20 protein-coding genes are annotated in these 20233 nt (G+C 62.4%); 11 read left to right on the top strand and 9 right to left on the bottom strand.

Annotated elements, in window-relative coordinates; all coding sequences use genetic code 11:
- Nucleotides 1-114 precede the first annotated feature (114 nt).
- From F8A90_RS13215 to F8A90_RS13180, 8 genes are all read left to right on the top strand, one after another.
- Nucleotides 115-771 carry a protein-L-isoaspartate(D-aspartate) O-methyltransferase gene (locus tag F8A90_RS13215; protein WP_233593656.1) on the top strand — a complete coding sequence of 219 codons (657 nt, stop codon included), beginning with the start codon at nucleotides 115-117 and terminating at the stop codon, nucleotides 769-771.
- Nucleotides 768-1721: a DUF368 domain-containing protein gene (locus F8A90_RS13210; protein ID WP_233593325.1), complete on the top strand. Its 954-nt coding sequence runs from the start codon at nucleotides 768-770 to the stop codon at nucleotides 1719-1721. Before F8A90_RS13215 ends, F8A90_RS13210 begins: the two co-directional genes overlap by 4 nt.
- Nucleotides 1714-2955, top strand: a complete 1242-nt coding sequence (locus F8A90_RS13205; protein ID WP_233593324.1) for a peptidoglycan DD-metalloendopeptidase family protein — start codon at nucleotides 1714-1716, stop codon at nucleotides 2953-2955. Before F8A90_RS13210 ends, F8A90_RS13205 begins: the two co-directional genes overlap by 8 nt.
- Nucleotides 2956-3016: 61 nt before the next feature.
- Entirely contained in the window at nucleotides 3017-3991 is a 975-nt protein-coding gene (gene rpoS / locus F8A90_RS13200; protein WP_166018840.1) for an RNA polymerase sigma factor RpoS, read from the top strand.
- Between the two features lie 395 nt (nucleotides 3992-4386).
- Nucleotides 4387-5757: a TolC family outer membrane protein gene (locus F8A90_RS13195; protein WP_200017425.1), complete on the top strand. Its 1371-nt coding sequence runs from the start codon at nucleotides 4387-4389 to the stop codon at nucleotides 5755-5757.
- A gap of 336 nt (nucleotides 5758-6093) precedes the next feature.
- Entirely contained in the window at nucleotides 6094-7245 is a 1152-nt protein-coding gene (gene alr, locus F8A90_RS13190; protein WP_200017424.1) for an alanine racemase, read from the top strand.
- Nucleotides 7246-7305: 60 nt separating this feature from the next.
- Nucleotides 7306-8223 (top strand): LpxL/LpxP family Kdo(2)-lipid IV(A) lauroyl/palmitoleoyl acyltransferase, encoded by a 918-nt coding sequence (lpxL, locus tag F8A90_RS13185; protein ID WP_200017423.1) that lies wholly within the window; start codon nucleotides 7306-7308, stop codon nucleotides 8221-8223.
- Between the two features lie 8 nt (nucleotides 8224-8231).
- The gene (locus F8A90_RS13180) at nucleotides 8232-8615 is read left to right on the top strand and encodes a TlpA family protein disulfide reductase (protein WP_200017422.1); all 384 of its coding nucleotides are present in this window, start codon (nucleotides 8232-8234) and stop codon (nucleotides 8613-8615) included.
- A gap of 223 nt (nucleotides 8616-8838) precedes the next feature.
- Here the strand turns inward: F8A90_RS13180 and F8A90_RS13175 are convergent, their stop codons facing one another.
- The gene (locus F8A90_RS13175) at nucleotides 8839-9057 is read right to left on the bottom strand and encodes a hypothetical protein (protein ID WP_166018835.1); all 219 of its coding nucleotides are present in this window, start codon (nucleotides 9055-9057) and stop codon (nucleotides 8839-8841) included.
- Nucleotides 9058-9087: 30 nt separating this feature from the next.
- On the opposite strand from F8A90_RS13175, the gene F8A90_RS13170 reads away from it, so the two are divergent.
- The gene (locus F8A90_RS13170; protein WP_084208047.1) at nucleotides 9088-9249 is read left to right on the top strand and encodes a DUF1328 domain-containing protein; all 162 of its coding nucleotides are present in this window, start codon (nucleotides 9088-9090) and stop codon (nucleotides 9247-9249) included.
- A gap of 81 nt (nucleotides 9250-9330) precedes the next feature.
- Here F8A90_RS13170 and F8A90_RS13165 read toward each other — a convergent pair whose 3' ends face one another.
- From F8A90_RS13165 to F8A90_RS13145, 5 genes are all read right to left on the bottom strand, one after another.
- Nucleotides 9331-10680, bottom strand: a complete 1350-nt coding sequence (locus F8A90_RS13165; RefSeq protein WP_166018834.1) for a DUF2254 domain-containing protein — start codon at nucleotides 10678-10680, stop codon at nucleotides 9331-9333.
- 275 nt (nucleotides 10681-10955) lie between these two features.
- A complete protein-coding gene (gene ettA / locus F8A90_RS13160) occupies nucleotides 10956-12617 on the bottom strand; it encodes an energy-dependent translational throttle protein EttA (protein WP_166018833.1) in 1662 nt (553 codons plus the stop codon).
- Between the two features lie 193 nt (nucleotides 12618-12810).
- A complete protein-coding gene (locus F8A90_RS13155; protein WP_166018832.1) occupies nucleotides 12811-13056 on the bottom strand; it encodes a PA3496 family putative envelope integrity protein in 246 nt (81 codons plus the stop codon).
- Between the two features lie 318 nt (nucleotides 13057-13374).
- Nucleotides 13375-13815, bottom strand: a complete 441-nt coding sequence (locus F8A90_RS13150) for a PAS sensor domain-containing protein (protein WP_043331389.1) — start codon at nucleotides 13813-13815, stop codon at nucleotides 13375-13377.
- Nucleotides 13816-14076: 261 nt separating this feature from the next.
- Nucleotides 14077-15384 carry an MFS transporter gene (locus F8A90_RS13145; protein ID WP_233593655.1) on the bottom strand — a complete coding sequence of 436 codons (1308 nt, stop codon included), beginning with the start codon at nucleotides 15382-15384 and terminating at the stop codon, nucleotides 14077-14079.
- A 354-nt stretch (nucleotides 15385-15738) separates the two neighbouring features.
- On the opposite strand from F8A90_RS13145, the gene F8A90_RS13140 reads away from it, so the two are divergent.
- Nucleotides 15739-16062 (top strand): SelT/SelW/SelH family protein, encoded by a 324-nt coding sequence (locus F8A90_RS13140; protein WP_166018830.1) that lies wholly within the window; start codon nucleotides 15739-15741, stop codon nucleotides 16060-16062.
- Nucleotides 16063-16101: 39 nt separating this feature from the next.
- Here the strand turns inward: F8A90_RS13140 and F8A90_RS13135 are convergent, their stop codons facing one another.
- Nucleotides 16102-17127: a zinc transporter ZntB gene (locus F8A90_RS13135; RefSeq protein WP_166018829.1), complete on the bottom strand. Its 1026-nt coding sequence runs from the start codon at nucleotides 17125-17127 to the stop codon at nucleotides 16102-16104.
- A 158-nt stretch (nucleotides 17128-17285) separates the two neighbouring features.
- Here F8A90_RS13135 and F8A90_RS13130 point away from each other — a divergent pair, with 158 nt between their 5' ends.
- A complete protein-coding gene (locus F8A90_RS13130; protein ID WP_166018828.1) occupies nucleotides 17286-18206 on the top strand; it encodes a DMT family transporter in 921 nt (306 codons plus the stop codon).
- 39 nt (nucleotides 18207-18245) lie between these two features.
- Here the strand turns inward: F8A90_RS13130 and ppk2 are convergent, their stop codons facing one another.
- Nucleotides 18246-19181 carry a polyphosphate kinase 2 gene (gene ppk2, locus F8A90_RS13125; protein ID WP_233593323.1) on the bottom strand — a complete coding sequence of 312 codons (936 nt, stop codon included), beginning with the start codon at nucleotides 19179-19181 and terminating at the stop codon, nucleotides 18246-18248.
- A gap of 196 nt (nucleotides 19182-19377) precedes the next feature.
- Nucleotides 19378-20118, bottom strand: a complete 741-nt coding sequence (locus tag F8A90_RS13120; RefSeq protein ID WP_200017420.1) for an arylesterase — start codon at nucleotides 20116-20118, stop codon at nucleotides 19378-19380.
- Between the last annotated feature and the right edge of the window lie 115 nt (nucleotides 20119-20233).

Raw genomic sequence — 20233 nt, 5'->3', positions numbered from 1 at the left:
ATGAAGGACGTGTATCAGAACGCTTTCCCGCTTGCGCAGTCAGACAGCGCAGCGGGAATCGCCGGGCCCCTGCATCTCAGGCGACCGGACACGGCGCAGCTGAGCGGTATCGGCATGACGTCCCAGCGCACGCGAGACCGCATGGTGGCGCGCCTGGAGGATGCCGGCATTCGCGATGAGCGGGTGCTGGAGCTGATGGCCAGTGAGCCGCGTCATCTGTTTCTCGATGAGGCGCTGGCGCATCGTGCCTATGAAGATACCGCACTGCCGCTGGGGCAGGGGCAGACCCTGTCCCAGCCTTACATGCACGCCCGCATGACGGAGCTTGCCCTCGCGCAAGCGCCGCGCCCGCGCGAGGAGTGTCGGGTGCTGGAGGTCGGCACCGGTTCGGGCTATCAGACATTGCTGCTGGCGCGTCTGTTCGCTCGGGTGTCTTCGCTCGAGCGCATCGCCGTGCTGCACGCCAGGGCCGCTCAACGCCTTGGCTGGTTCGGGCTCGACAATGTCGAGTTGCGCCATGCCGATGGTGGGCATGGCTGGCAGGATGATGACTCGGCATTTGATCTGATCGTGGTGACCGCCTGCGCGCCGCATCTGCCGCAGGCGTTGTTGAAGCAGTTGGCCCCGCAGGGGGTGATGATCGTGCCATTGGCCGAGGACGACAGTGATCGTCAGTGGCTGACACGAGTGCGCCGTGTCGGCGACACTCAGGATATTCAGCGGTTCGAGGCCGTGCGCTTCGTGCCGTTGCTCGAGGGAGTGATCAGGTGAAACGAGCTTTGAGCGTGTTCTTCAAGGGCGCTGGCATGGGGGCGGCGGATGCCGTGCCCGGGGTATCAGGCGGCACGATTGCCTTCGTGACCGGCATCTATGAGGAATTGATCGAGTCCATCAAGCGCTTTGGCCCCTCCGCCATCGGCGTATGGCGTGAGCATGGCGTCAAGGCGCTGTGGCAGCATTTGAATCTGGCCTTTCTGCTGCCGCTGGTCGCTGGCATCTTCGCCAGCCTGATCAGCGTGGCACATCTGGTGACCTGGTTGATGGAGGCGCAGCCGCTGCTGCTCAATGCCTTCTTCTTCGGGCTGGTAGTGTGCTCCGGGGTGGTGGTAGCGCGGCGTATCACCACCTTCCGGATGGGCTATCTGGTGTGGTTGGCGCTGGGGCTGGTGCTGGCCAGCAAGTTGCCCAGCCTGTTGCCTGCCGCCACCGATGCCTCCTGGGTGCTGGTGGTCGGCGGTGCCATCGCCATCAGCGCCATGCTGCTGCCGGGTGTCTCCGGCAGCTTCCTGTTGCTGACCATGGGCCTCTACGGCACGGTGATGACTGGCATCAAGAGTTTCGATCTGCAGCTGATCGTGCTGTTCGGCAGCGGCTGTGCCATCGGGCTATTCACCTTCTCGCGTTTGTTGTCGTGGTTGTTCCGTCATCATCACACCGCGACACTGATGCTGCTGACGGGCTTCATTCTCGGCTCGCTGCCGGTATTGTGGCCGTGGCGCACCATCACCGATTATCGTCTGGGACCCAAGGGTGAACAGGTTCCGCTGGATTACCACTTCATGATGCCGGATACCTACACCAGTGTGACCGGTGAGCCTGCCCAGCTGTGGGCGGCACTCGCCCTGATGCTGGCCGGCGTATTGCTTGTCTGGTTTGCCGGAGAACGCTCCGGCCCGGATGACGACTCCAGCAATTCCCGCAAGGAGCAGGAACATGCGTGACAGGATGGACAAGGGAATCAAACTGACGTTGGCAGGTCTGGCGCTGGGTGCGCTGACAGCCTGCAGCACGGCGACCACTCGCCCGCAGGTTCAGGACCTCAACGCCGGCAATGCGCGTATCACCTCCGACACCTATACCGTTCAGCGCGGTGACACCCTATATGGCATCTCCTGGCAGAGTGGCCAGGATTTCCGGGATGTGGCGCGGATGAATGGCTTGAATCCGCCCTATACCCTGCAACCGGGGCAGACGCTGCGTCTGGATCCCAACACCCAGCTGCCGGCAAGTGCGGCGGGTGCTTCCGGCACGAGCATCGCCTCGAGCGGTGGCGTCGTTGCCACGCCGTTGGGCGGGGGCAGCGATGGTTCGATCGCCGGCGGCAGTGAACTGCCGGACTGGCTGGCGCCGGATGAGTCCGCCATGGCTCAGCAGCAACAGCGCACCAGCCAGGCCCAGTCCCTGACGACCGGCTCAGGTGGTGTGTCATCGGCTGCCACCGGGGCCGCAGCGGCTGCCGGACTTGGGCCTGTCTACCAGGAAGGCAGTGAAGAAGCACTCGTCGAGACGGCGCGCAACGCCGCCAATGACAGCACGGAGCAGGTCAGCAGCAGTGCTGCGCAGGCCAGTAGCTCGGCCAGTCAGACAGCCAGCGAGGCAGCTGCCAGTGCGGCGGCTGCCCAGGCCGAGGCGCGCAAGGCCGCCAAGGAAAAGGCCGAGCAAGCCGCCGCTGCCGCAGCAGCAGAGCGCGAGAAAGCGGCCGCTAGCGTGAAAAATGAGGCTGCCAAGGTTGAAAAGGGCACCAATGTCGCTGGCGAAACCGCCAAGGCTGCACCGGCCAAGAAGACCTATGTCCCGGTAAAAAACGTTGACTGGCAGTGGCCTACGCAAGGCGAGATCATCGGCAAGTTCGGCGAGTCCGAGAGTGTCACCGGCGGCATTGATATCGCTGGTCAAAAGGGGCAACCTGTCAAGGCAGCAGGGCCGGGAATCGTGGTCTACGCCGGAAGCGGAGTACGTGGTTACGGTAACCTCATCATTCTCAAGCACAACGACCGCTATCTGAGCGCCTACGCCCACAACGACACTCTGCGTGTATCAGAGAACGATGTGATCGACGCCGGACAGGTCATCGCCACTCTGGGAGCCACTGACGCTGAACGTGCGCAGCTGCACTTCGAGATTCGCGAGGATGGGCAGCCCAAGGACCCACTGAAATTCCTGCCTAAACGCTGATTCCCACCGCTGCCACAACAACAAGTTCCTGGCACCAGACCAGAGACAACGGGGTATCGACATGAGCATGCTGGAAAAGGATATCGATCAGGCTGAGGTTGAGTTGTCCCTTGAGGATGTCGAGGACGACGATACGCTTGAGGCAGAAGCGGAAGAGGCGGCATTCGAACGCGCCTTGAACCGTGAAGAGCGCAAGCACTACCAAAGCCTAGATGCGACCCAGATCTACCTGAACGAGATCGGTTTTTCCCCGTTGCTCAAGCCCGAAGAGGAAGTCTACTTCGGGCGTCTGGCACAGGCGGGTGACCCTGCCGGTCGCCAGCGCATGATCGAGTCCAACCTGCGTCTGGTGGTCAAGATCGCACGGCGTTATCTGAATCGTGGTCTGTCGCTGCTCGATCTGATCGAGGAAGGCAATCTGGGGTTGATCCGTGCGGTGGAGAAGTTCGACCCCGAGCGCGGTTTCCGCTTCTCGACCTACGCCACCTGGTGGATTCGCCAGACCATCGAGCGGGCACTGATGAATCAGACGCGCACCATTCGTCTGCCGATCCACGTCGTCAAGGAACTCAACATCTACCTGCGTGCCGCGCGTCAGCTGACCCAGAAACTGGATCATGAGGCCACCGCGGAGGAGATCGCCGATTTCCTGGACAAGCCGGTTGATACCGTCAAGAAGATGCTGGGGCTCAATGAACGCGTGTCATCCGTCGACTATCCGATGGGCGGCGAGAGCGACAAGCCGCTGATCGAGACGATCGCCGACGAGAATGACACCAGCCCGGAGTCCAGCCTGGTGGATGTCGACGTCAAGGCGCATGTCGATGAGTGGTTGGCGGAGTTGACCGAGAAGCAGATGGAAGTGGTGGTACGCCGCTTCGGGCTGCGCGGTCATGAAGCTGCGACGCTGGAAGAAGTGGGCGAGGAAATCGGTCTGACGCGAGAGCGGGTGCGTCAGATTCAGGTCGAGGCGCTCAAGAAGCTGCGACGCATGCTCGAGAAGCAGGGGCTGACGCTCGAATCCATCTTTGAATGATGCGCGGGCACAGTCGTCATGGCTGTCGATGCCCTGATGCAGGTTGCCAGTGAAAACGGCCCGCTCGTGATTCGAGTGGGCCGTTTTCATATTGTGTCATCATTATACTGGCAGAGTGGGGTGCTCTGACGTTCAAGCGCTGGGCACTCCCCGAGTTTGTTGTCAATCTGCTGAGATTGTTGTCAATTTGGAAACGCTGTATCGTGCAACAAAGTTAGCCAACTAACTGGACGCCCAAATGAGCGGCGATTAGACTAAGGCCACTTTTCCCACGATTCGCTTGAGCAGGGCTGAGGCAGTAGTCCAGCCGATGTGTGAGCTACCTTTTACCTTGTCCTGGTGCTTTCGAGGCGCCATGCAGGTCACGACTGTCACTGATCAGGAACAACGCATACATGGCCAACATTCGCATACTGCCACTGGTGCTGGCGATGGGTTTTGCGACCCAGGCTCAGGCTGCCAATCTGCTCGACATCACCCGTGATGCATTGACTCACAACGCCAGCCTGTCCTCCTCCCGCTCGCTCTATCAGAGCGTCGAGGACAATGAGCGTATCGAGCTTGCTGACCTGCTGCCCCAGATCACTGCCACGGGAACCGTGTCGCGTACCGATGTCACTGGTAATTCCCAGAGCGGCACCGAGGGCGATTACACCGACAGCAATATCGTGGTCAACGTGAACCAGCAGCTGTTCGATGCCGCCGACTGGTATGAGCTCGCGACCAGCAAGGACACCACCCGTCAGCAGAAACTGCTGCTGGATTCCGATCAGCAGCAGCTGCTCTATGATGTGGCGTCTGCCTACTTCACCATCCTGAACAATCGTGATGTGCTCGACGCGCGTATTGCCCAGGAAAAGGCCTTTTCCCGCCAGCTTGACCAGGCCAACCAGCAGTTCGAGGTCGGTCTGATCGCGATCACGGATGTGCAGGAAGCCAGGGCATCCTTCGATGATGCGCGTGCCCAGCGCATCGCGGCCGAAGCCGATCTCCAGGTCAGCTTCGAGGCCCTGCAGCAGTTGACGGGCCAGCAATACGATTCCATCGATGGTCTGGAGGAAGATCTGGCGATCGAGGCGCCGGTGCCGGCCAGCCGCAGCAAGTGGGTCGAGATGGCATTGTCCAACAACCCGCTGATCGGTGCTGCCCAGAAGGGGGTCGATGTCGCCAGAGGCGATGTGAAGACCTCCCGCGCAGGCCACCTGCCGGAAGTCGGCGCCTTCGCGACCTACTCCTATGATGAAACCGACATCGATACTGCCGGGGGTTATCAGGAATACAACCAGATCGGTATCCAGGCCTCCCTGCCGATCTATACCGGTGGCCGCACCTCCGCCCAGGTGCGTCAAAGTACCCATCTGCTCGAGCAGAGCCAGTATGACCTGCTCGATCAGCAGCGCTCTACCACTCAGAGCGTGCGCTCGCTCTACAGCCAGGTGCGCAGCGACGTCCTGACCGTCAAGGCGCGCAAGCAGGCAATCGTCTCCAGTCGCAGTGCACTGGAAGCGACTCGCTCCGGTTATGAAGTCGGGACCCGTAACATCGTCGATGTGCTGGACGCCGAGCAGGCCCTGTATCAGGCGCTGGCGGACTACGCCTCATCGCGTTACACCTATGTGCTCGACCTGCTCAATCTGCGTCAGGCGGCGGGCATCATCGATATCAACAGCGTGCGTGACCTCAACGAGAGCCTCAAGGCAGATCGTCAGGTATCACTGGTGCTGAATGATGAGAGCTCCGACGAGCTGGAAAACGCGACGCCCTGATCGTCCTGCGCTGGCTGTCGCCACGTGCTGCATTCACCCCCACAGGCCCTGCCTGCGGGGGTGAATGCGTTTTGGGGACACCAGTTCATCAGGCAGTGTTTGTCTGACAGGAAGACGCCGAAAAGGCAGCGTGCAAGAGCGGCGCGGCCTGGTGGTTGGTGGTTTTGCGGCGGTTTTGGTCGAAAGTCCTGCATATATTCCAACAGGTAGTTATTTCTGTCGGTGATTTGGGGAAAGTTTGGTGGTTTGCAGCGTGACCTGGCGGCGATGATGGAAAATAATTGAGGGGTTTGCTCTGCAGTCTGTCATCTTCACCTATCACCCTGGAGTCCCCTCATGTCCCGCCCACTGCGCGCTGATATTGATCTCGATGCATTGCGTCACAACTATCAGCTGGCCTGCGAGCTGGCGCCGCATTCGCGCGCCCTGGCCGTGATCAAGGCGGATGCCTACGGGCATGGCGCTGTGGCGTGCGCGCAGGCACTGGCAGACCTCGCGCCCGCCTTTGCGGTAGCCACGATAGAGGAGGCGCTGGCGCTGCGGGCGGGTGGCATCTCTCATCCGGTGGTACTGCTTGAGGGGGTATTCGAGGCCGCGGAGTACGCCCTGGCGGCCGAGCATGACTTCTGGTGCGCCATCCACAGCGAATGGCAGTTGGTGGCGCTCGAACAGAGTGAGCTTGCGCAGCCGCTGTCCTGCTGGATCAAGTTCGACTCGGGGATGCATCGTCTCGGCTTCACGGCCGAGGAGGTGCCGGGCGCCAAGGCGCGCCTCGAGGCGAGTGGCAAGGCGCGTGATCTGCACCTGATGACGCACTTCGCCAGCGCTGACAGCCTGACACCGGACTACTTCCAGCAGCAGATGGCGGCGGTGACAGCCTTGGCGGCCAGGACAGAGCTGCCGCTGTGTCTGGCCAATTCACCGGCGACGCTTGCCTGGCCAGAGACGCATGCTGCCTGGAACCGCCCGGGAATCATGCTCTACGGCGCAGACCCGCTGGAAGGTGCCAATGACGCCAGCCGGCGCCTGAAGCCGGTGATGACGCTGTCTTCGGCCATCATCGCCGTGCGTGAGATCGCCATCGGCGAGCCGGTGGGGTACTCGGGCCGCTTCGTGGCGACGCGTCCGACGCGTATCGGTGTCGTCGCCTGTGGCTATGGGGATGGCTATGATCGCCACGCCGTGGATGGTACGCCGGTGCTGGTGGATGGCCAGCAAACGGTGCTGGCCGGCAAGGTGTCGATGGACATGCTGACGGTGGATGTCACGGACCTGCCCGAGGCGGGTGTCGGCTCACGGGTGGTGCTGTGGGGCGAGGGGCTTGAGGTCAATCGCGTGGCCGCCAGCTGTGACACCATCAGCTATACACTACTGACCGGGCTGCTGCCGCGCGTGCCCAGACACTACCATGGCGGCGTTGGCAGTGTGGCGGACGACAAGGGGGGCGCGCATCTGGCCAGTGCTCAGCCGCTGGATACGCATGCCTGACCTGACGGCAAGGCTCGCGCGGTCTACAATGGCCGCCGTTGCCCGTCGAACGAGAGAGTCATGGCCAAGAAGAGCTATCCCGAGAGTTTTGCACACCCCCGCTACTGGCTGACCTGGCTGGGCATCGGTGCCATGAAGGCTTCGGCCTATCTGCCCTGGTGCGCCAAGTTGTGGCTGGGGCGTGGCCTTGGTGAGCTGGCATGGCGCTTCGGCAAGCGTCGTCGTCACATCACCGACACCAATCTCAAGCTGTGCTTTCCCGAGTGGAGCGAGGCGGAGCGCGCGCGTCAGGTACGCAAGACCTTCCACGCCAACGGCATCGGTATCTTCGAGACGGCCACCGGCTGGTGTCGTGATCCCGAGCATATGCGTGATCGCGTGACCTTCAAGGGGCAGGAACACATGGAGCGCGCCATGGCCCAGGGCAAGGGGGCGCTCATCGTGGGCATCCACTTCTCGACTCTGGATCTGGGCGGCGCACTGCACTCGCTGTTCTTTCCGGCCGATGTCGTCTATCGCCCGCACGACAACCCGCTGTTCGAGCGCTTCATGACGCGTGCGCGCAATCGCATCTTCGGGACCGCCATCGATCGTCACGACCTGCGGGGCGTGGTACGTCGCATCAAGAGCGGCCATGGCGTGTGGTATTCACCGGATCAGGACTTCGGCCGTGATGTCAGTGTGTTCGCGCCGTTCTTCGGCATTGATGCCGCCTCCATCAAGCTGACGGCTAAGATCGCCCGCATGACGGGCGCGCCGGTGATGCCCTTGATGTTCCACCGCAATCCGGACAATCGTACCTATACGCTGGAGTATCTGCCGGCGCTGGACAACTTCCCGAGCGGTGATGACGTCGCCGATGCCACACGCATCAATGCCTTCATCGAAGGGGCGATCCGCAAGCATCCCGAGCAGTATCTGTGGCTGCACCGTCGCTTCAAGACACGTCCCGAGAAAACCGATCCGTCCCTGTACTGAGGTGAACCATGAGCAACGACATCTCTTCTCACGTCACCTTGGCCGAGGTGGAAGCGCGGCTGGCCGCTGGCGATACCTTCGTGCTCAATCAGGTCGCTGAATGGTGCCCGGATTGCACCGAGCGTCAGCGTCCGGCGTTGCCTGCCTTCGAGGCGGCGCTTGCCCGTGGCGGTCTGCCACTGGTGACCCTTTGCGTGCAGCAGACCCGCGGGGTCTATCTCAGCGATGCTCATGCACAGCTGAGTGAGCGTATCGGTGGTGCGGGCTATCCACGTACCTTGCTGGTTCGTCACGGTCAGCCGGCGAGTCTCAACAGTGGATTGAACCGCGTCGAGGTGATGAGCGAGTCGGAGCTCATCGCCTATGCCGAGGCAATGATCGCTGCGCTGTAAACGTCACTTGCGCCCATGTGTGAGCCGACGAGCCCTGCCGTCAGGCGGCATACATGGGTCTTTATCGAAAACGCCCCGCCAGGAAGCTCCTGGTGGGGCGTTTTCGATGGAGATAAGGTGGCACCCGACAAGTAGCGCCACTTGTCCGAGCTGCATGCGTGCGGCCAACCGGATGCCACCTGCCGTGTGCCTGTAATGGACCTGCGGCTGATGTGTGAGGCTTTCAACCCGCGCTGGAAAATCTTTTACCAATTCGAGACATGGCCTTGACTTTACTTGTATTGATTACCATCTTCACATGGACAAGGTGATCAAGCGGTCTGTCGTGACTCTGCCCTTCGGCAATCACGCCAGCTGCCACACCTGATGAGCGAAGGGCGAGCGCGTCGAATGAGACGCCATATGCAGAGGCAGGCATTGTGCCGCTGCTGTCGTCGGCCACTACAGGTTCTCCATGACATAAGGAATTGCCATGCTCAACTATGCCATCATCTTTCTGATCGTTGCCGTGATTGCCGCTGTACTCGGCTTTGGCGGTATCGCGGGTACTGCGGCCACCATCGCCAAGGTACTGTTCGTCGTCTTCCTGGTGCTGTTCCTGGTGTCGTTCTTCAAGGGGCGTCGCAAGCCCTGATACGGACGGCTTTCATCACGATGCAAACGCCCGCAGACGGTATCGACCGCTGCGGGCGTTGTGCGTTCTGTCGCTGGCCTTCTACCACTGAGGGCTGGGCAGGTTTAGTCGATGGTGACCGGCCTGCAGACCGTGTTCGATGAAGCGACGATCCACCTCGAATTCGGCCTGGGCGAGAATCGCCTCCACCACCTTGTCGGCATGCTGTTGCAGCAGCACCAGGTGACCGTGTTGTGCGCCCATCAGGGACAGGGTCTTCAACAGCTCCAGCAGGGCCAGGCAGATCGAGAGGTCATCACGGCCATAATGCAGAATCGGCGTGATGGAGCGGTAGAGGAGGCTTGCGAAGGACTCCATCTGCCAGCTGACACGAACGGCCTTGTGATCATCCACGCAACAGTTGCACAGCGGTATCGACATGCGCTCGCTGAGCAGTTCGGTCAGCTGGTGCATGCACAGACGTGCCGTGCCGGGGTCATTGATGCCGGGCGACAGCGCCTTGATGGCGACCTCCATCAGCTGGGTCAGGCCGTGCTCGTGCAGGTCCTCGACGGACTCTCCATCCAGATAGCCAAGCGCAGCACGCAGATTCTTGATCAACTCGGCCTGCTGCTCTTCGTCGAGCTCTTCCCCCGCCGTCGCGCCCTCTGGCAGGCCGTTGGGCCACTCGATGCGCATCAAGGGCATGCCGCTGACGATGAAGGCGCCCAGCGCGAAATCCAGATGCACCACCATGTCATGCTTGATGGCCAGCTGGCGCAGCGCCGAGAAATCGACCTGCTGGATGTAGCCACGCCTGCGTGCCCGCAGTAGCTGGCACTGGTCGTCGTCACGGCTGACCTCGCGCTCGCAGAAGCCATCGTCACGATTGCGCTCACGCAAGCGCTCCAGCGAGTGGCGGGTGCGTCCGGACAGGCGTCGCGCGACGGCGTTGATCTGCACCGACTGCGATACCTGATGGATGAAGTAGACGAACATCCCCAGGCAGTTGACCATCATCAGCACGCCCAGATAGACCGCCAGCGAGCGCCACAGAGTCGGGGAGTCGCCCGTATTGGGCACCATCAGGTTGACGAGCAGGAACAGCAGGCTGCCCAGATAGTGGCCGAGTACCAGCTGGTGATGGCGCTCGGTCACCAGACCCAGCAGAAGCTTGTGGGAGAACTGCGCGCCGGCCTGGGTGAGCACGCTCATCACCATGGTGAAACTGAAGACCATCAGCGAGATCAGGCCGCCGACCAGTGCCGCCAGCAGGGTGCGCGGTGTGTCATGTTCCTTGAAGGTCAGTGCTTCGAAAAAGTCGCTATACGGCAGCGAGGAAGGATCCGGCAGTCCGGAGGGCATCACCGAGATCAGTCCCAGCAGGGTATAGACCATGGCCAGCATGCTGGGGAGATAGGCGATGCTGGTGGTCCAGGTTCGCAGCCACATGAGGGGTTGCTGTAGCCAGCGATTCATAGACGGTTCCCGAATGGATGAATTGGCAAGCTCCTGTTATGACGGCTTGCGCCGAGCACTGCAAGTCAGGGTGGCGTGCTGGGAGGAGGGGGTGGTGGTGAGGAGGGAAGGAAAGACGCTGAACAAGGCGGACAGAGCGGACATACTGGAACGAACAGTAGGGCCCGACGGCAAGACGCCCCCACCGGGTGAACGGTGAGGGCGTCTAGAGGCTTGCGTCGATCAGCGTGGCGGATCCCGCCGGGTCATCAGGCGTCGATACGCTTGTACTTCATGCGCTTGGGAGCATCGTTGCCGACACGCGCGTGATAGTCCGCTTCATATTCGGTATAGCTGCCTTCGAAGAACACCACGTTGGAATCACCCTCATAGGCGAGGATGTGGGTCGCGATGCGATCCAGGAACCAGCGGTCGTGCGAGATGACCATCGCGCAGCCAGGAAAGGCCAGCAGGGCTTCTTCCAGTGCACGCAGGGTCTCGATGTCCAGGTCGTTGGACGGCTCATCCAGCAGCAGCACGTTGGCAGCCTGCTTCAGGGTCTGGGCCAGCTGCAGACGCCCGCGCTCACCACCGGACAGATCAGACAGACGCTTCTGCTGGTCAGTGCCCTTGAAGTTGAAGCGACCGACATAGGCGCGCGACGAGACTTCATGGCCGTTGATGTTGAGCATGTCCTGACCGCCGGAGACGGCTTCCCAGACGGTCTGATTGTCTTCCAGGCCATCACGCAGCTGCTCGACGTAGGCGACCTTGACGGTCTCGCCCAGCACCACTTCGCCGCTGTCCGGGGTGTCCTTGCCGGTCACCAGCTTGAACAGCGTGGATTTACCCGCACCGTTGCCGCCGACGATACCGACGATGGCGCCCTGGGGAATGGTGAAGGACAGATCATCGAACAGCAGCTTGTCGTCGAAACGCTTGGTGACGTTGTGCAGTTCGATGACCTTGTCGCCCAGACGCGGTCCCGGCGGAATGTAGATCTCGTTGGTCTCGTTGCGCTTCTGGAAATCGCCGGACTGCATTTCCTCGAAGCGGTTGAGACGCGCCTTGCTCTTGGCCTGGCGGCCCTTGGGATTCTGACGAACCCACTCGAGCTCCTGCTGGATGGCCTTGTTGCGTGAGGCTTCCTGCTTGGCTTCCTGCTGCAGGCGAGCGTCCTTCTGCTCGAGCCACGAGGAATAGTTGCCTTCGAAGGGGATGCCCTGGCCACGGTCCAGCTCGAGAATCCAGCCGGCGACGTTGTCGAGGAAGTAGCGGTCGTGGGTGATGGCGACCACGGTGCCAGCGTAGTCGTGCAGGAAGCGTTCCAGCCAGGCGACGGATTCGGCGTCCAGGTGGTTAGTCGGCTCGTCCAGCAGCAGCATGTCCGGGCTCGAGAGCAGCAGACGGCACAGTGCGACACGGCGGCGCTCACCACCGGACAGCACGCCGACATTGGCATCCCACGGCGGCAGGCGCAGTGCTTCGGCGGCCACTTCCAGCTTGCGCTCGAGGTTGTGGGCGTCGGAGGCCTGGATCAGGTCTTCCAGCTTGGCCTGGCGCGCGGCGAGGGCGTCGAAATCGGCGTCCGGCTCGGCGTAGGCGGCATAGACTTCATCAAGCTCGGTCTGGGCGTTCTTGATGTGGGCCAGGGATTCTTCCACGCACTCGCGCACGTTCTTGGAATCATCCAGTTCCGGCTCCTGGGGAAGGTAGCCGACATTCAGACCCGGCATGGGACGTGCTTCGCCGTTGTAGTCCTGGTCGACGCCGGCCATGATGCGCAGCAGCGAGGACTTGCCCGAGCCGTTGAGACCGAGCACACCGATCTTGGCACCCGGGAAGAAGGACAGCGAGATGTCCTTGAGAATCTCGCGCTTCGGGGGAACGACCTTGCCCACCCGGTTCATGGTATAGACGTATTGCGCCATGGAATCCCAATTTGGTTGGAGAATGGAATGACGCGCAGATGATAGTGCCCGGCGTCACGCTTGGCCAGCCGGGCAGCCTGTGCCAGGCGAGCGAGGCGACTCACTGCATGACATTCCCTGACCTGGCGTCGACCCCTACCATCACCTGTCTGCTCCCTGGCTTCCGTGCCCCTGCACGTCGCTGGTGGCAAGCTTACTCCTCTTCGCCCCAGTCACTGGCCTCGATCAGATCATCGTCGTCGGCTTCATCGTCCCAGCCTTCACGGATGGAGCGTGCCAGAGCGCGCTCCTCGAGCAGGGCTTCAAGACGTTGGCGGGAGTCATTGCGTTGTGGCTTGGCAGGTGCGCTGGAGGACGACAGCTCGAAGTCCACATCGGTGGGGCTGTCTTCGGCGAGTGCCGTGGCATCGATATCATCGAGGAATTGTTCACGGGCCATGGGCGGACCTCACGATCTTGAAACGACCTACCCGATATCCAGCGCCTGGACTGGGCTGTGATACCGGGCACCGCCAGCGGCGATGCGCCGAAGGCTCTCTGGCTATATACCGCCCGTCGGCGAGGATGACAAGCCTTTCGCTCAGCTCGTCGGAGCCTTCGCCAACTGCCAATGGCGAGAGGCGCACAACGACAACGCCCACCAGTGGGGTGGGCGTTGTCGTTGACGGTGGTATGCACCACCTGATCTTCGGTGACCGCTCTTGCGTGACCGTGCTTCACTGAGCAGTCTTCAGCGTCCGGCTTTCAGCGCCGGCGGTCAGTTGGACTCGCTGGGGTGCTCCGCGCGCAGGCGCTCCAACTCTTCCTTGGCGGTCATCAGGCCGGTGACATCCTTCTGGACGCCAACGAAATACTGCAGGTTGTCATGCTCATCGAAGACCGGTGTCATGGACAGTTCATTCCAGAACAGACTGCCATCCTTGCGATAGTTGCGCAGTATCTCGCGGCATGGGCGCTTGTCGCGCAGCGCGGCTCGAATGTTGTCCAGCTGTGGCTGATCGCGATCATCATTCTGCAGGAAGCGGCAATCGCGGTAGAGAATCTCGTCGGCGCTGTAACCGGTGAGGCGCTCGAAGCCCTGATTCACGTAGATCAGGATGTTCTCATCGCCTTCCTGTTCCGCCACCACGATGCCATCGTCCGAGGCATTCACGACTCTCTCGAGCAGCTCGGGGCTGATCATGTGGGGTCTTTTCATCTGACTCTGATCCTTGCGGCTTAAGAACCCGGCCCTGAAGACCGAGCCCGAGAGTACGGGTATAGGGTGCCTGTCCGTGTGCCCGGACATTCCAGCACCATGATCGGTTTCACTATGGCGGGGAGACGCGGCTTATGCAATCGCAGCCGCTAATGTGACAGGGCCTGACATCGTTGTCAGGCCCTGTCAGCGCAAGAATCGATCAGATGAACAAGGGAAGGAAGGGGGGTAAAGGGGAGCCATCATGCCGCCCCGTCATGTTCAGCCGTCCTCCACCTCCGGCAGGCGCTGCGCGCAAAGTGCGGCACAGGCCGCGACGACTGCCAGAATCATCAGCAACCATTCACTGCCCAGCCACTGGGCAAGCCCGCCGATCAACAACCCCAGCACCAGCATCAGCACGCCGGTCAGGGTGTTGGAAAGTGCGACGTAGAGGGCACGATTGTCAGAGGTGGCGAGATCGACCACGTAGGTCTTGCGCCCCAGGCGGATACCGGCGTGGGCGATCACCAGCAGTCCGTAGACCAGCGCGTAGCTCCAGATGTTGTCGGCCAGCGCTTGCGGCCACCAGGCCATGCTGCCGGCCAGGGCGCAGCAGACGGCGGCGCCGGCCCCTGCATTGCGCATCACGCGGCGGCTGGAGGTGTCAGCCAACCTGCCCCAGATGGGGCTGGCCAGCATGCCGGCCAGTCCTGATACCACCACCAGTACGCCCAGCCCACCCAGGCTCTCACCGCTCTGCTGCTGGCCGAGCAGGGCGATGTAGGGAAGTGCCAGCGCGCTCGAGAGCAGCAGGGCACGTGCCAGATTGAAGTTGCGGAAGGCGGCGTCATGCTTGAGCTGAATGACCCCATCGCGCACCGTCTCCCAGGCATTGGCGCCGCCGCTGGTGGCGCCGCTGTCCTCGCGGATCATGGCGGCGCACAGGGCATTGAGTGTCCAGCCCAGCGCCGCGATGGCCATCAGTATCGCCAGTACCTGCTGCCCGGGCTGCTCGCCCAGCAGCATCAGGGCGACACCGGCCAGCAGGGTCATCGCCCCCGCCACACTGCCACTCCAGCCCATCAGGCGCCCGCGGCGCTGCTTGGCGATGGTCTTGCCCAGCACGTCCTTGGTGGCGATGGAGGCCACCCCGCGTCCGAGGGACAGCAGGACCAGCAGGATCAGTACCAGGCTGCCCGCGAGGGTGCCATCGAGTCCGTGGCGCGCGGCGAAGTTACCCTCGGCAAGCAGGGTGATCATCACCAGCCCCAGCGCCATGAGTGCCTGGATGGAGGCTCCGGCGACCCACACCCACTTGCGTTGTGGCAGTGGGCGAATGAAACCTGCTACCAGCAGTTGAGGCAGCAGGGCGCCCGCCTCGCGAATCGGTACCAGCAGCCCCACCATCCACACCGGCGCCCCGATCAACCCCAGCAGCCACGGCAGCACCAGCCGCGCACTGGCCATCTCGTCGGCCAGCTTGGTGCCCAGCGAGGCCAGCAGGTGACGCCAGAAATTGCCGGGTTGCTGGTGACAGGCGTCCTCGGAGATGTCCTTGCACATGCGCGAATCTTCATCGCCGGTCATGCGCTCGAAGAAGCGACTCTGACCGCTGCCCGACGGCCTCTCGTGGGCTTTTTCTGCAGACTCCCGCTCAGTCTCGCGCTCTTGAGCGCCTGACGGTGAGGAGGCCTCGGGGGAGGGAGAAAGGGGTGACATGTGACCAGGGCTCCGCTATCGGCGTCGTGTACGGGAAGTCGTGATGCAGATCACGTCCGGACTGCCGGTTGAAGAAGGATCGATCGCAATGCGACGTCAACTGAAGGAATGACTGCGTCGAGTATAGTTTATGTATAGTTTGTGTGTAGGTTTCTGGTGTTGACCATTGCGCGCCAGTGCAGTGAAGTGATCATTACATCATTGATTGGAGTAGGCACCACCATGGATCAGGCGTCCACGCTGAAAGTCCGGATTCACTACTGCACCGGCTGCAACTGGCTGTTGCGAGCGGCCTGGTATGCACAGGAACTGCTGTCCACCTTCGGGGAAGACCTTGGTGAAGTGGCCTTGGCACCAAGTCACGGCGGCCATTTCGAGGTGCTGTGCCAGGCCACTCCGCAGTCGGAGTGGCTGGTCCTGTGGGAGCGCAAGCGCGACGGCGGCTTCCCCGACAGTCGTGATCTCAAGCAGCGCGTGCGTGATGTGCTCGACCCTGAGCGCGATCTGGGCCATATCGACCGCGCCAGTCGTGAGCAGGGCTCGTAAGCAGGGCTCGTAATCAACCCACCTGTGCCATGAGTGTGCTCACCACCATTTCTTGCGCTTGAGCAGCCACATCTGCATCGCCACCACGCCCAGCGTGAGGCCAACGAAGGCAGCGAAGCCCCACTGGCTGTCGCTGCCCGGTATACCGCCGACGTTGACACCCAGCAGGCCGGTGAGAAAGCCCAGCGGCAGGAAGACGGCGGTGATGACCGACAGCAGATACATGCGCTGGTTGAGCTGCTCGTTGTGCTCGCTCATGCGCTGTTCATGGATGATCAGCGCACGCTCCTGCATGGCCTGGAAATCCTCCACGTAGCGCGACAGCTGGTTGGCGATCTCGCGCAGGTCCAGACGCGCCTGCTCATCGATCCACAATGGCCCCTGGGAGAGTTGCGCCAGACAGTCGCGCTGCGGCCCCATGAAGCGTCGCAGGGTGATCAGGGGGCGACGCAGGCGGGTAATGTCATCGGGGTCGATCTCGACATCATTGAGCTGGTCTTCCTCGATGATGGCGAGCTGTTCATCGAGGCGATGGCTGAGCTCCGCCACGCGATCGACCAGCGCATCGCTGATCATCGCCAGCAGCCAGGAGATGCTTTCCGCGCCCTGACCGGCTTCGAGCTGCTCACGCACCTGAGTGATCGACTGGAATGGGCGGCGGCGCAGGGTGATCAGGCGGGTCGGGCTCATCCACAGGCGCAGTGACAGCAGGTCTTCCGGCGCGGCGCCGGGATTGAGGTTGATGCCGCGCAGCGTGGTGACCATGCCGCCGCCGAAGCGCGCCACACGCGGACGGGTGTCCGGCTCGGTCAGGGCCTCGATGCTCGGCTCATCCAGCTGGGCAAGGTCGTCCAGGTAGTCATTGACGTCGCCGCGGGTGTAATCGAGGTGCATCCAGATCAGCGCTTCGGGGTCCTGCCACTGCTCGCGCAGGCTATCGTCATCGAGCAGTCTGGCGCCGCCCTTGCCATCCAGGCGATAGGCGCTGACCAGTGCCGTGGTCGGGGCATCTGCCGCGGGCGGCGCGGCTGACGGCGAGGCTTGCGGATCGGTGGCATCAGTCATTCACAAATTCCTTTTTGGTGGCGCGGCTTGCAGCAGCGGGCAGGGCACGCGATGCTCGAATGTCAGGCCGTGGGCAGTATCGGTGTCATCGCCATGACCTTGATCGCCATGACCTTGATCGCCAGGAAGGCGATACCCGAAATGCGAGGAAGGATGCCATGAGTCAGGATAGGGAAGCCATGCTCTACGGTCTGGGTGCCGTGGCCTTGTGGTCGACGGTGGCGACCGCCTTCAAGCTGGCGCTTGCGCAGATGTCGCCGCTGGAGCTGGTATGGCTGGCGGCACTGGTGTCGTGGCTGTTGATCGGCGTGCTGATGTGGCGTCAGGGCAAGCTGCGCGAAGCGCTCACCACCGGCTGGCGGGGCGGTTGGCGCACGGCACTCTGGGCCGGACTGATGAATCCGGTCGGCTACTATCTGGTGTTGTTCGGCGCCTATGCGCGACTGCCGGGCCAGGAGGCGATGGCGCTCAACTACACCTGGGCATTGGCGATGGCCTTTCTTGCCGTGCCGATCCTCGCACAGCGCCTGACGCGCATCGACGTCGCGGCGGGGCTGATCGCCTACGCCGGCGTGTGGACCATCGCCACGCGTGGCGAGATATTCGATGTCGCCTTCGCCGACCCGCTGGGCGTCGGGCTGGCGCTGGGCTCGACCCTGCTGTGGGCGCTCTACTGGTTGCTCAATGCGCGTGACCCGCGCGCGCCTCTGGTCGCCCAGTGGCAGAACTTCAGCATCGCCTTGCCGGTGCTGACGCTGCTGGTGGCCGTCGGGCCGGGCTTTGGCAACTTCATCGGCGCAGGCGCCAACCCCCAGGCGCTGATGGCGGGCATCTATGTCGGCCTGTGCGAGATGGGCATCGCCTTCGTGCTCTGGCAGCTGGCGGTGCACAAGGTGTCGCGCACCGCCAAGGTCTCCAATCTGATCTTCCTGTCGCCGCCCATTTCATTGACGCTTCTGCACTTCATCGTCGGCGAGCCGATTCTGACCTCGACGCTGGCGGGGCTGGTGCTGATTCTGGCCGGACTGGGCCTGCAGCAGCTGCAGAAGGCGCCGGCAGAGCTGTCACGGTCGACCTGAGCGAGCCGCGCCGTCGGCACACAGCCCGCCACTTGATCGTCAGTCGTCGGGCAGGATGAGGCGATCGGCATCCACCACGATCAGCGGGTCCGGGGTGCCGATCATCTTCTTGTCCTTGCCGGGGTAGTCGAGCTGGCTGAGCACATGGCGCAGCGCGCCGATACGGGCCCGACGCTTGTCGTCGGAGCGGATCAGCGTCCAGGGGGCATGATCGCTGTGCGTGCGCGCGAACATCGCCTCGGCGGCATTGGTGTACTCATCCCATTTCTTCTGCGCCACGGCGTCCATCGGTGACAGCTTCCAGTGGGTCAACGGGTCGGCGGCGCGCTTGGCGAAGCGGATCGATTGCTCTTCTCGGGATACCGAGAAGTACAGCTTGATCAGATGCAGGCCATCCTCGACCCATAAGCGCTCCTGTTGAGGCACCTGATCCAGAAAGCGTTCGACTTCCTCCGGGGTGGCGAAGCCCATCACCGCCTCGACTCCTGCGCGGTTGTACCAGCTGCGATCGAACAGCACGATTTCCCCACTGGTGGGAAAGCGCGAGACGTAGCGCTGGAAATACCACTGACCCTTTTCCGTCTCGTTGGGCTTGTCGAGGGCGACGATGCGCGCGAAACGCGGATTGAGATACTCCATGAAGCGCTTGATGGTGCCGCCCTTGCCGGCGGCGTCACGCCCCTCGAACACGATGGCCAGACGTTCGCCACTGTCACGCAGCCAATGCTGCACCTTGAGCAGCTCGATCTGCAGCGCGCGCTTCTCGGCCTCATAGACCTTGCGCTTGAGGCGCTCGTCGTAGGGGTAGGCGTCACTGGAGACCGGCCCCAGCGTCATGCGCGGGGCATCGCCAGTGGCGTGATTCTTGCTCCTCTTGCTCTTGACGTCCTTGCTCTTGACGTCCTTGCCCTTGGCATCCCTTGCCTTCGAATGCGCCTTGCCGGCATCCGCCTTCCTGTTGTTGGATTTACTCATGGCAGTACTCCCTGTGAGGATGGGGTCTGGCCCTGACGAGCGGCACGTGGTTTCAGGGCTGATGACGTCAGCGGTGCAAGCCTTCATGGCCCCGCTGGCCTGTCTGACAGGCACTGGTCAGGCAGGCGCGGATTGTCATCTCGCGGCAAGGTAGGCGCATGCAAGCTGTCGTGACATGCGCCGCGCCTGATATTGATCACTCCGCTGATGTCGCGTGTTGCGCCAGTGGCGCGAGTGTCGGCCAGATGGTGTCGAGCAGCTGAGGTTGCGCCTTGGCGGTGGGATGAATGCGGTCCTGCTGCATCAGCTTCTCGCTGGCCGGCGCCGTGGCGATGCCTTCGAGGATGAAGGGCACCAGCGGCACGGAATATTCGTCGGCCAGATCCCGGTAGACCTGGCGGAAGGCATCGGTGTAGGCCGGGCCGTAATTGGGCGGAATCTCGATGCCCAGCAGCACGGGCTGGGCGTCAGCGTCCTCCACGGCCTCGATCATGCTGGCCAGGTTGGCCTGCATGCGGGCGGGAGGCAGGCCACGCAGGCCGTCGTTGCCGCCCAGCTCGATCATCACCAGTGAAGGATCGTGCCGTTCGAGCAGTGCCGGTAGACGATTGAGGCCGCCTTCGGTGGTATCGCCGCTGATGCTGGCATTGATGACCTCAGGCGCATCGCTGCCCAGGTTGTCCTCGAGGCGCTCGTCGAGCAGCGCGACCCAGCCCTGGCGACTGTCGATGCCGTAGCCGGCCGAGATGGAGTCACCGACCACCAGCCAGGGGGCCGGCGCGTCGGCCAGCGCCACCTGAGGGCTCAGCACGGCCACGAGGGACAATGCCGTACTGGCGAGGGCATTGCGCAGCCACTTGAGTCCCGGCGTGCCGGGGACTTTGCCACCACTCGCCAGGCATTGGGTGTCACGGCGATTCACTAGCCATTTCTGCATTCATCATCTCCATCATCTGCACACTATTCATACCCGTTTCGGGGTTTGGAGTTCGTGCCCACCCCGTTCTCTACCATAAGCGAGCAGACACGATGTCACATAACACCTCCATTAA

Source organism: Cobetia sp. cqz5-12 (genome assembly GCF_016495405.1).
In the GTDB taxonomy this organism is placed as follows: domain Bacteria; phylum Pseudomonadota; class Gammaproteobacteria; order Pseudomonadales; family Halomonadaceae; genus Cobetia.
Note: the sequence above shows the minus strand (reverse complement) of the source record. Positions and strands in the feature narration are given on the sequence as shown.

Excerpts from the sequence above, each read along its gene's own strand:
- F8A90_RS13215 (WP_233593656.1), top strand. The coding sequence starts at position 115 with ATGACGTCCCAGCGCACGCGAGACCGCATGGTGGCGCGCCTGGAGGAT.
- F8A90_RS13205 (WP_233593324.1), top strand. The coding sequence starts at position 1,714 with ATGCGTGACAGGATGGACAAGGGAATCAAACTGACGTTGGCAGGTCTG.
- rpoS (WP_166018840.1), top strand. The coding sequence starts at position 3,017 with ATGAGCATGCTGGAAAAGGATATCGATCAGGCTGAGGTTGAGTTGTCC.
- F8A90_RS13195 (WP_200017425.1), top strand. The coding sequence starts at position 4,387 with ATGGCCAACATTCGCATACTGCCACTGGTGCTGGCGATGGGTTTTGCG.
- alr (WP_200017424.1), top strand. The coding sequence starts at position 6,094 with ATGTCCCGCCCACTGCGCGCTGATATTGATCTCGATGCATTGCGTCAC.
- lpxL (WP_200017423.1), top strand. The coding sequence starts at position 7,306 with ATGGCCAAGAAGAGCTATCCCGAGAGTTTTGCACACCCCCGCTACTGG.
- F8A90_RS13180 (WP_200017422.1), top strand. The coding sequence starts at position 8,232 with ATGAGCAACGACATCTCTTCTCACGTCACCTTGGCCGAGGTGGAAGCG.
- F8A90_RS13170 (WP_084208047.1), top strand. The coding sequence starts at position 9,088 with ATGCTCAACTATGCCATCATCTTTCTGATCGTTGCCGTGATTGCCGCT.
- F8A90_RS13165 (WP_166018834.1), bottom strand. The coding sequence starts at position 10,680 with ATGTGGCTGCGAACCTGGACCACCAGCATCGCCTATCTCCCCAGCATG.
- ettA (WP_166018833.1), bottom strand. The coding sequence starts at position 12,617 with ATGGCGCAATACGTCTATACCATGAACCGGGTGGGCAAGGTCGTTCCC.
- F8A90_RS13155 (WP_166018832.1), bottom strand. The coding sequence starts at position 13,056 with ATGGCCCGTGAACAATTCCTCGATGATATCGATGCCACGGCACTCGCC.
- F8A90_RS13150 (WP_043331389.1), bottom strand. The coding sequence starts at position 13,815 with ATGAAAAGACCCCACATGATCAGCCCCGAGCTGCTCGAGAGAGTCGTG.
- F8A90_RS13145 (WP_233593655.1), bottom strand. The coding sequence starts at position 15,384 with ATGACCGGCGATGAAGATTCGCGCATGTGCAAGGACATCTCCGAGGAC.
- F8A90_RS13140 (WP_166018830.1), top strand. The coding sequence starts at position 15,739 with ATGGATCAGGCGTCCACGCTGAAAGTCCGGATTCACTACTGCACCGGC.
- F8A90_RS13135 (WP_166018829.1), bottom strand. The coding sequence starts at position 17,127 with ATGACTGATGCCACCGATCCGCAAGCCTCGCCGTCAGCCGCGCCGCCC.
- F8A90_RS13130 (WP_166018828.1), top strand. The coding sequence starts at position 17,286 with ATGAGTCAGGATAGGGAAGCCATGCTCTACGGTCTGGGTGCCGTGGCC.
- ppk2 (WP_233593323.1), bottom strand. The coding sequence starts at position 19,181 with ATGAGTAAATCCAACAACAGGAAGGCGGATGCCGGCAAGGCGCATTCG.
- F8A90_RS13120 (WP_200017420.1), bottom strand. The coding sequence starts at position 20,118 with ATGCAGAAATGGCTAGTGAATCGCCGTGACACCCAATGCCTGGCGAGT.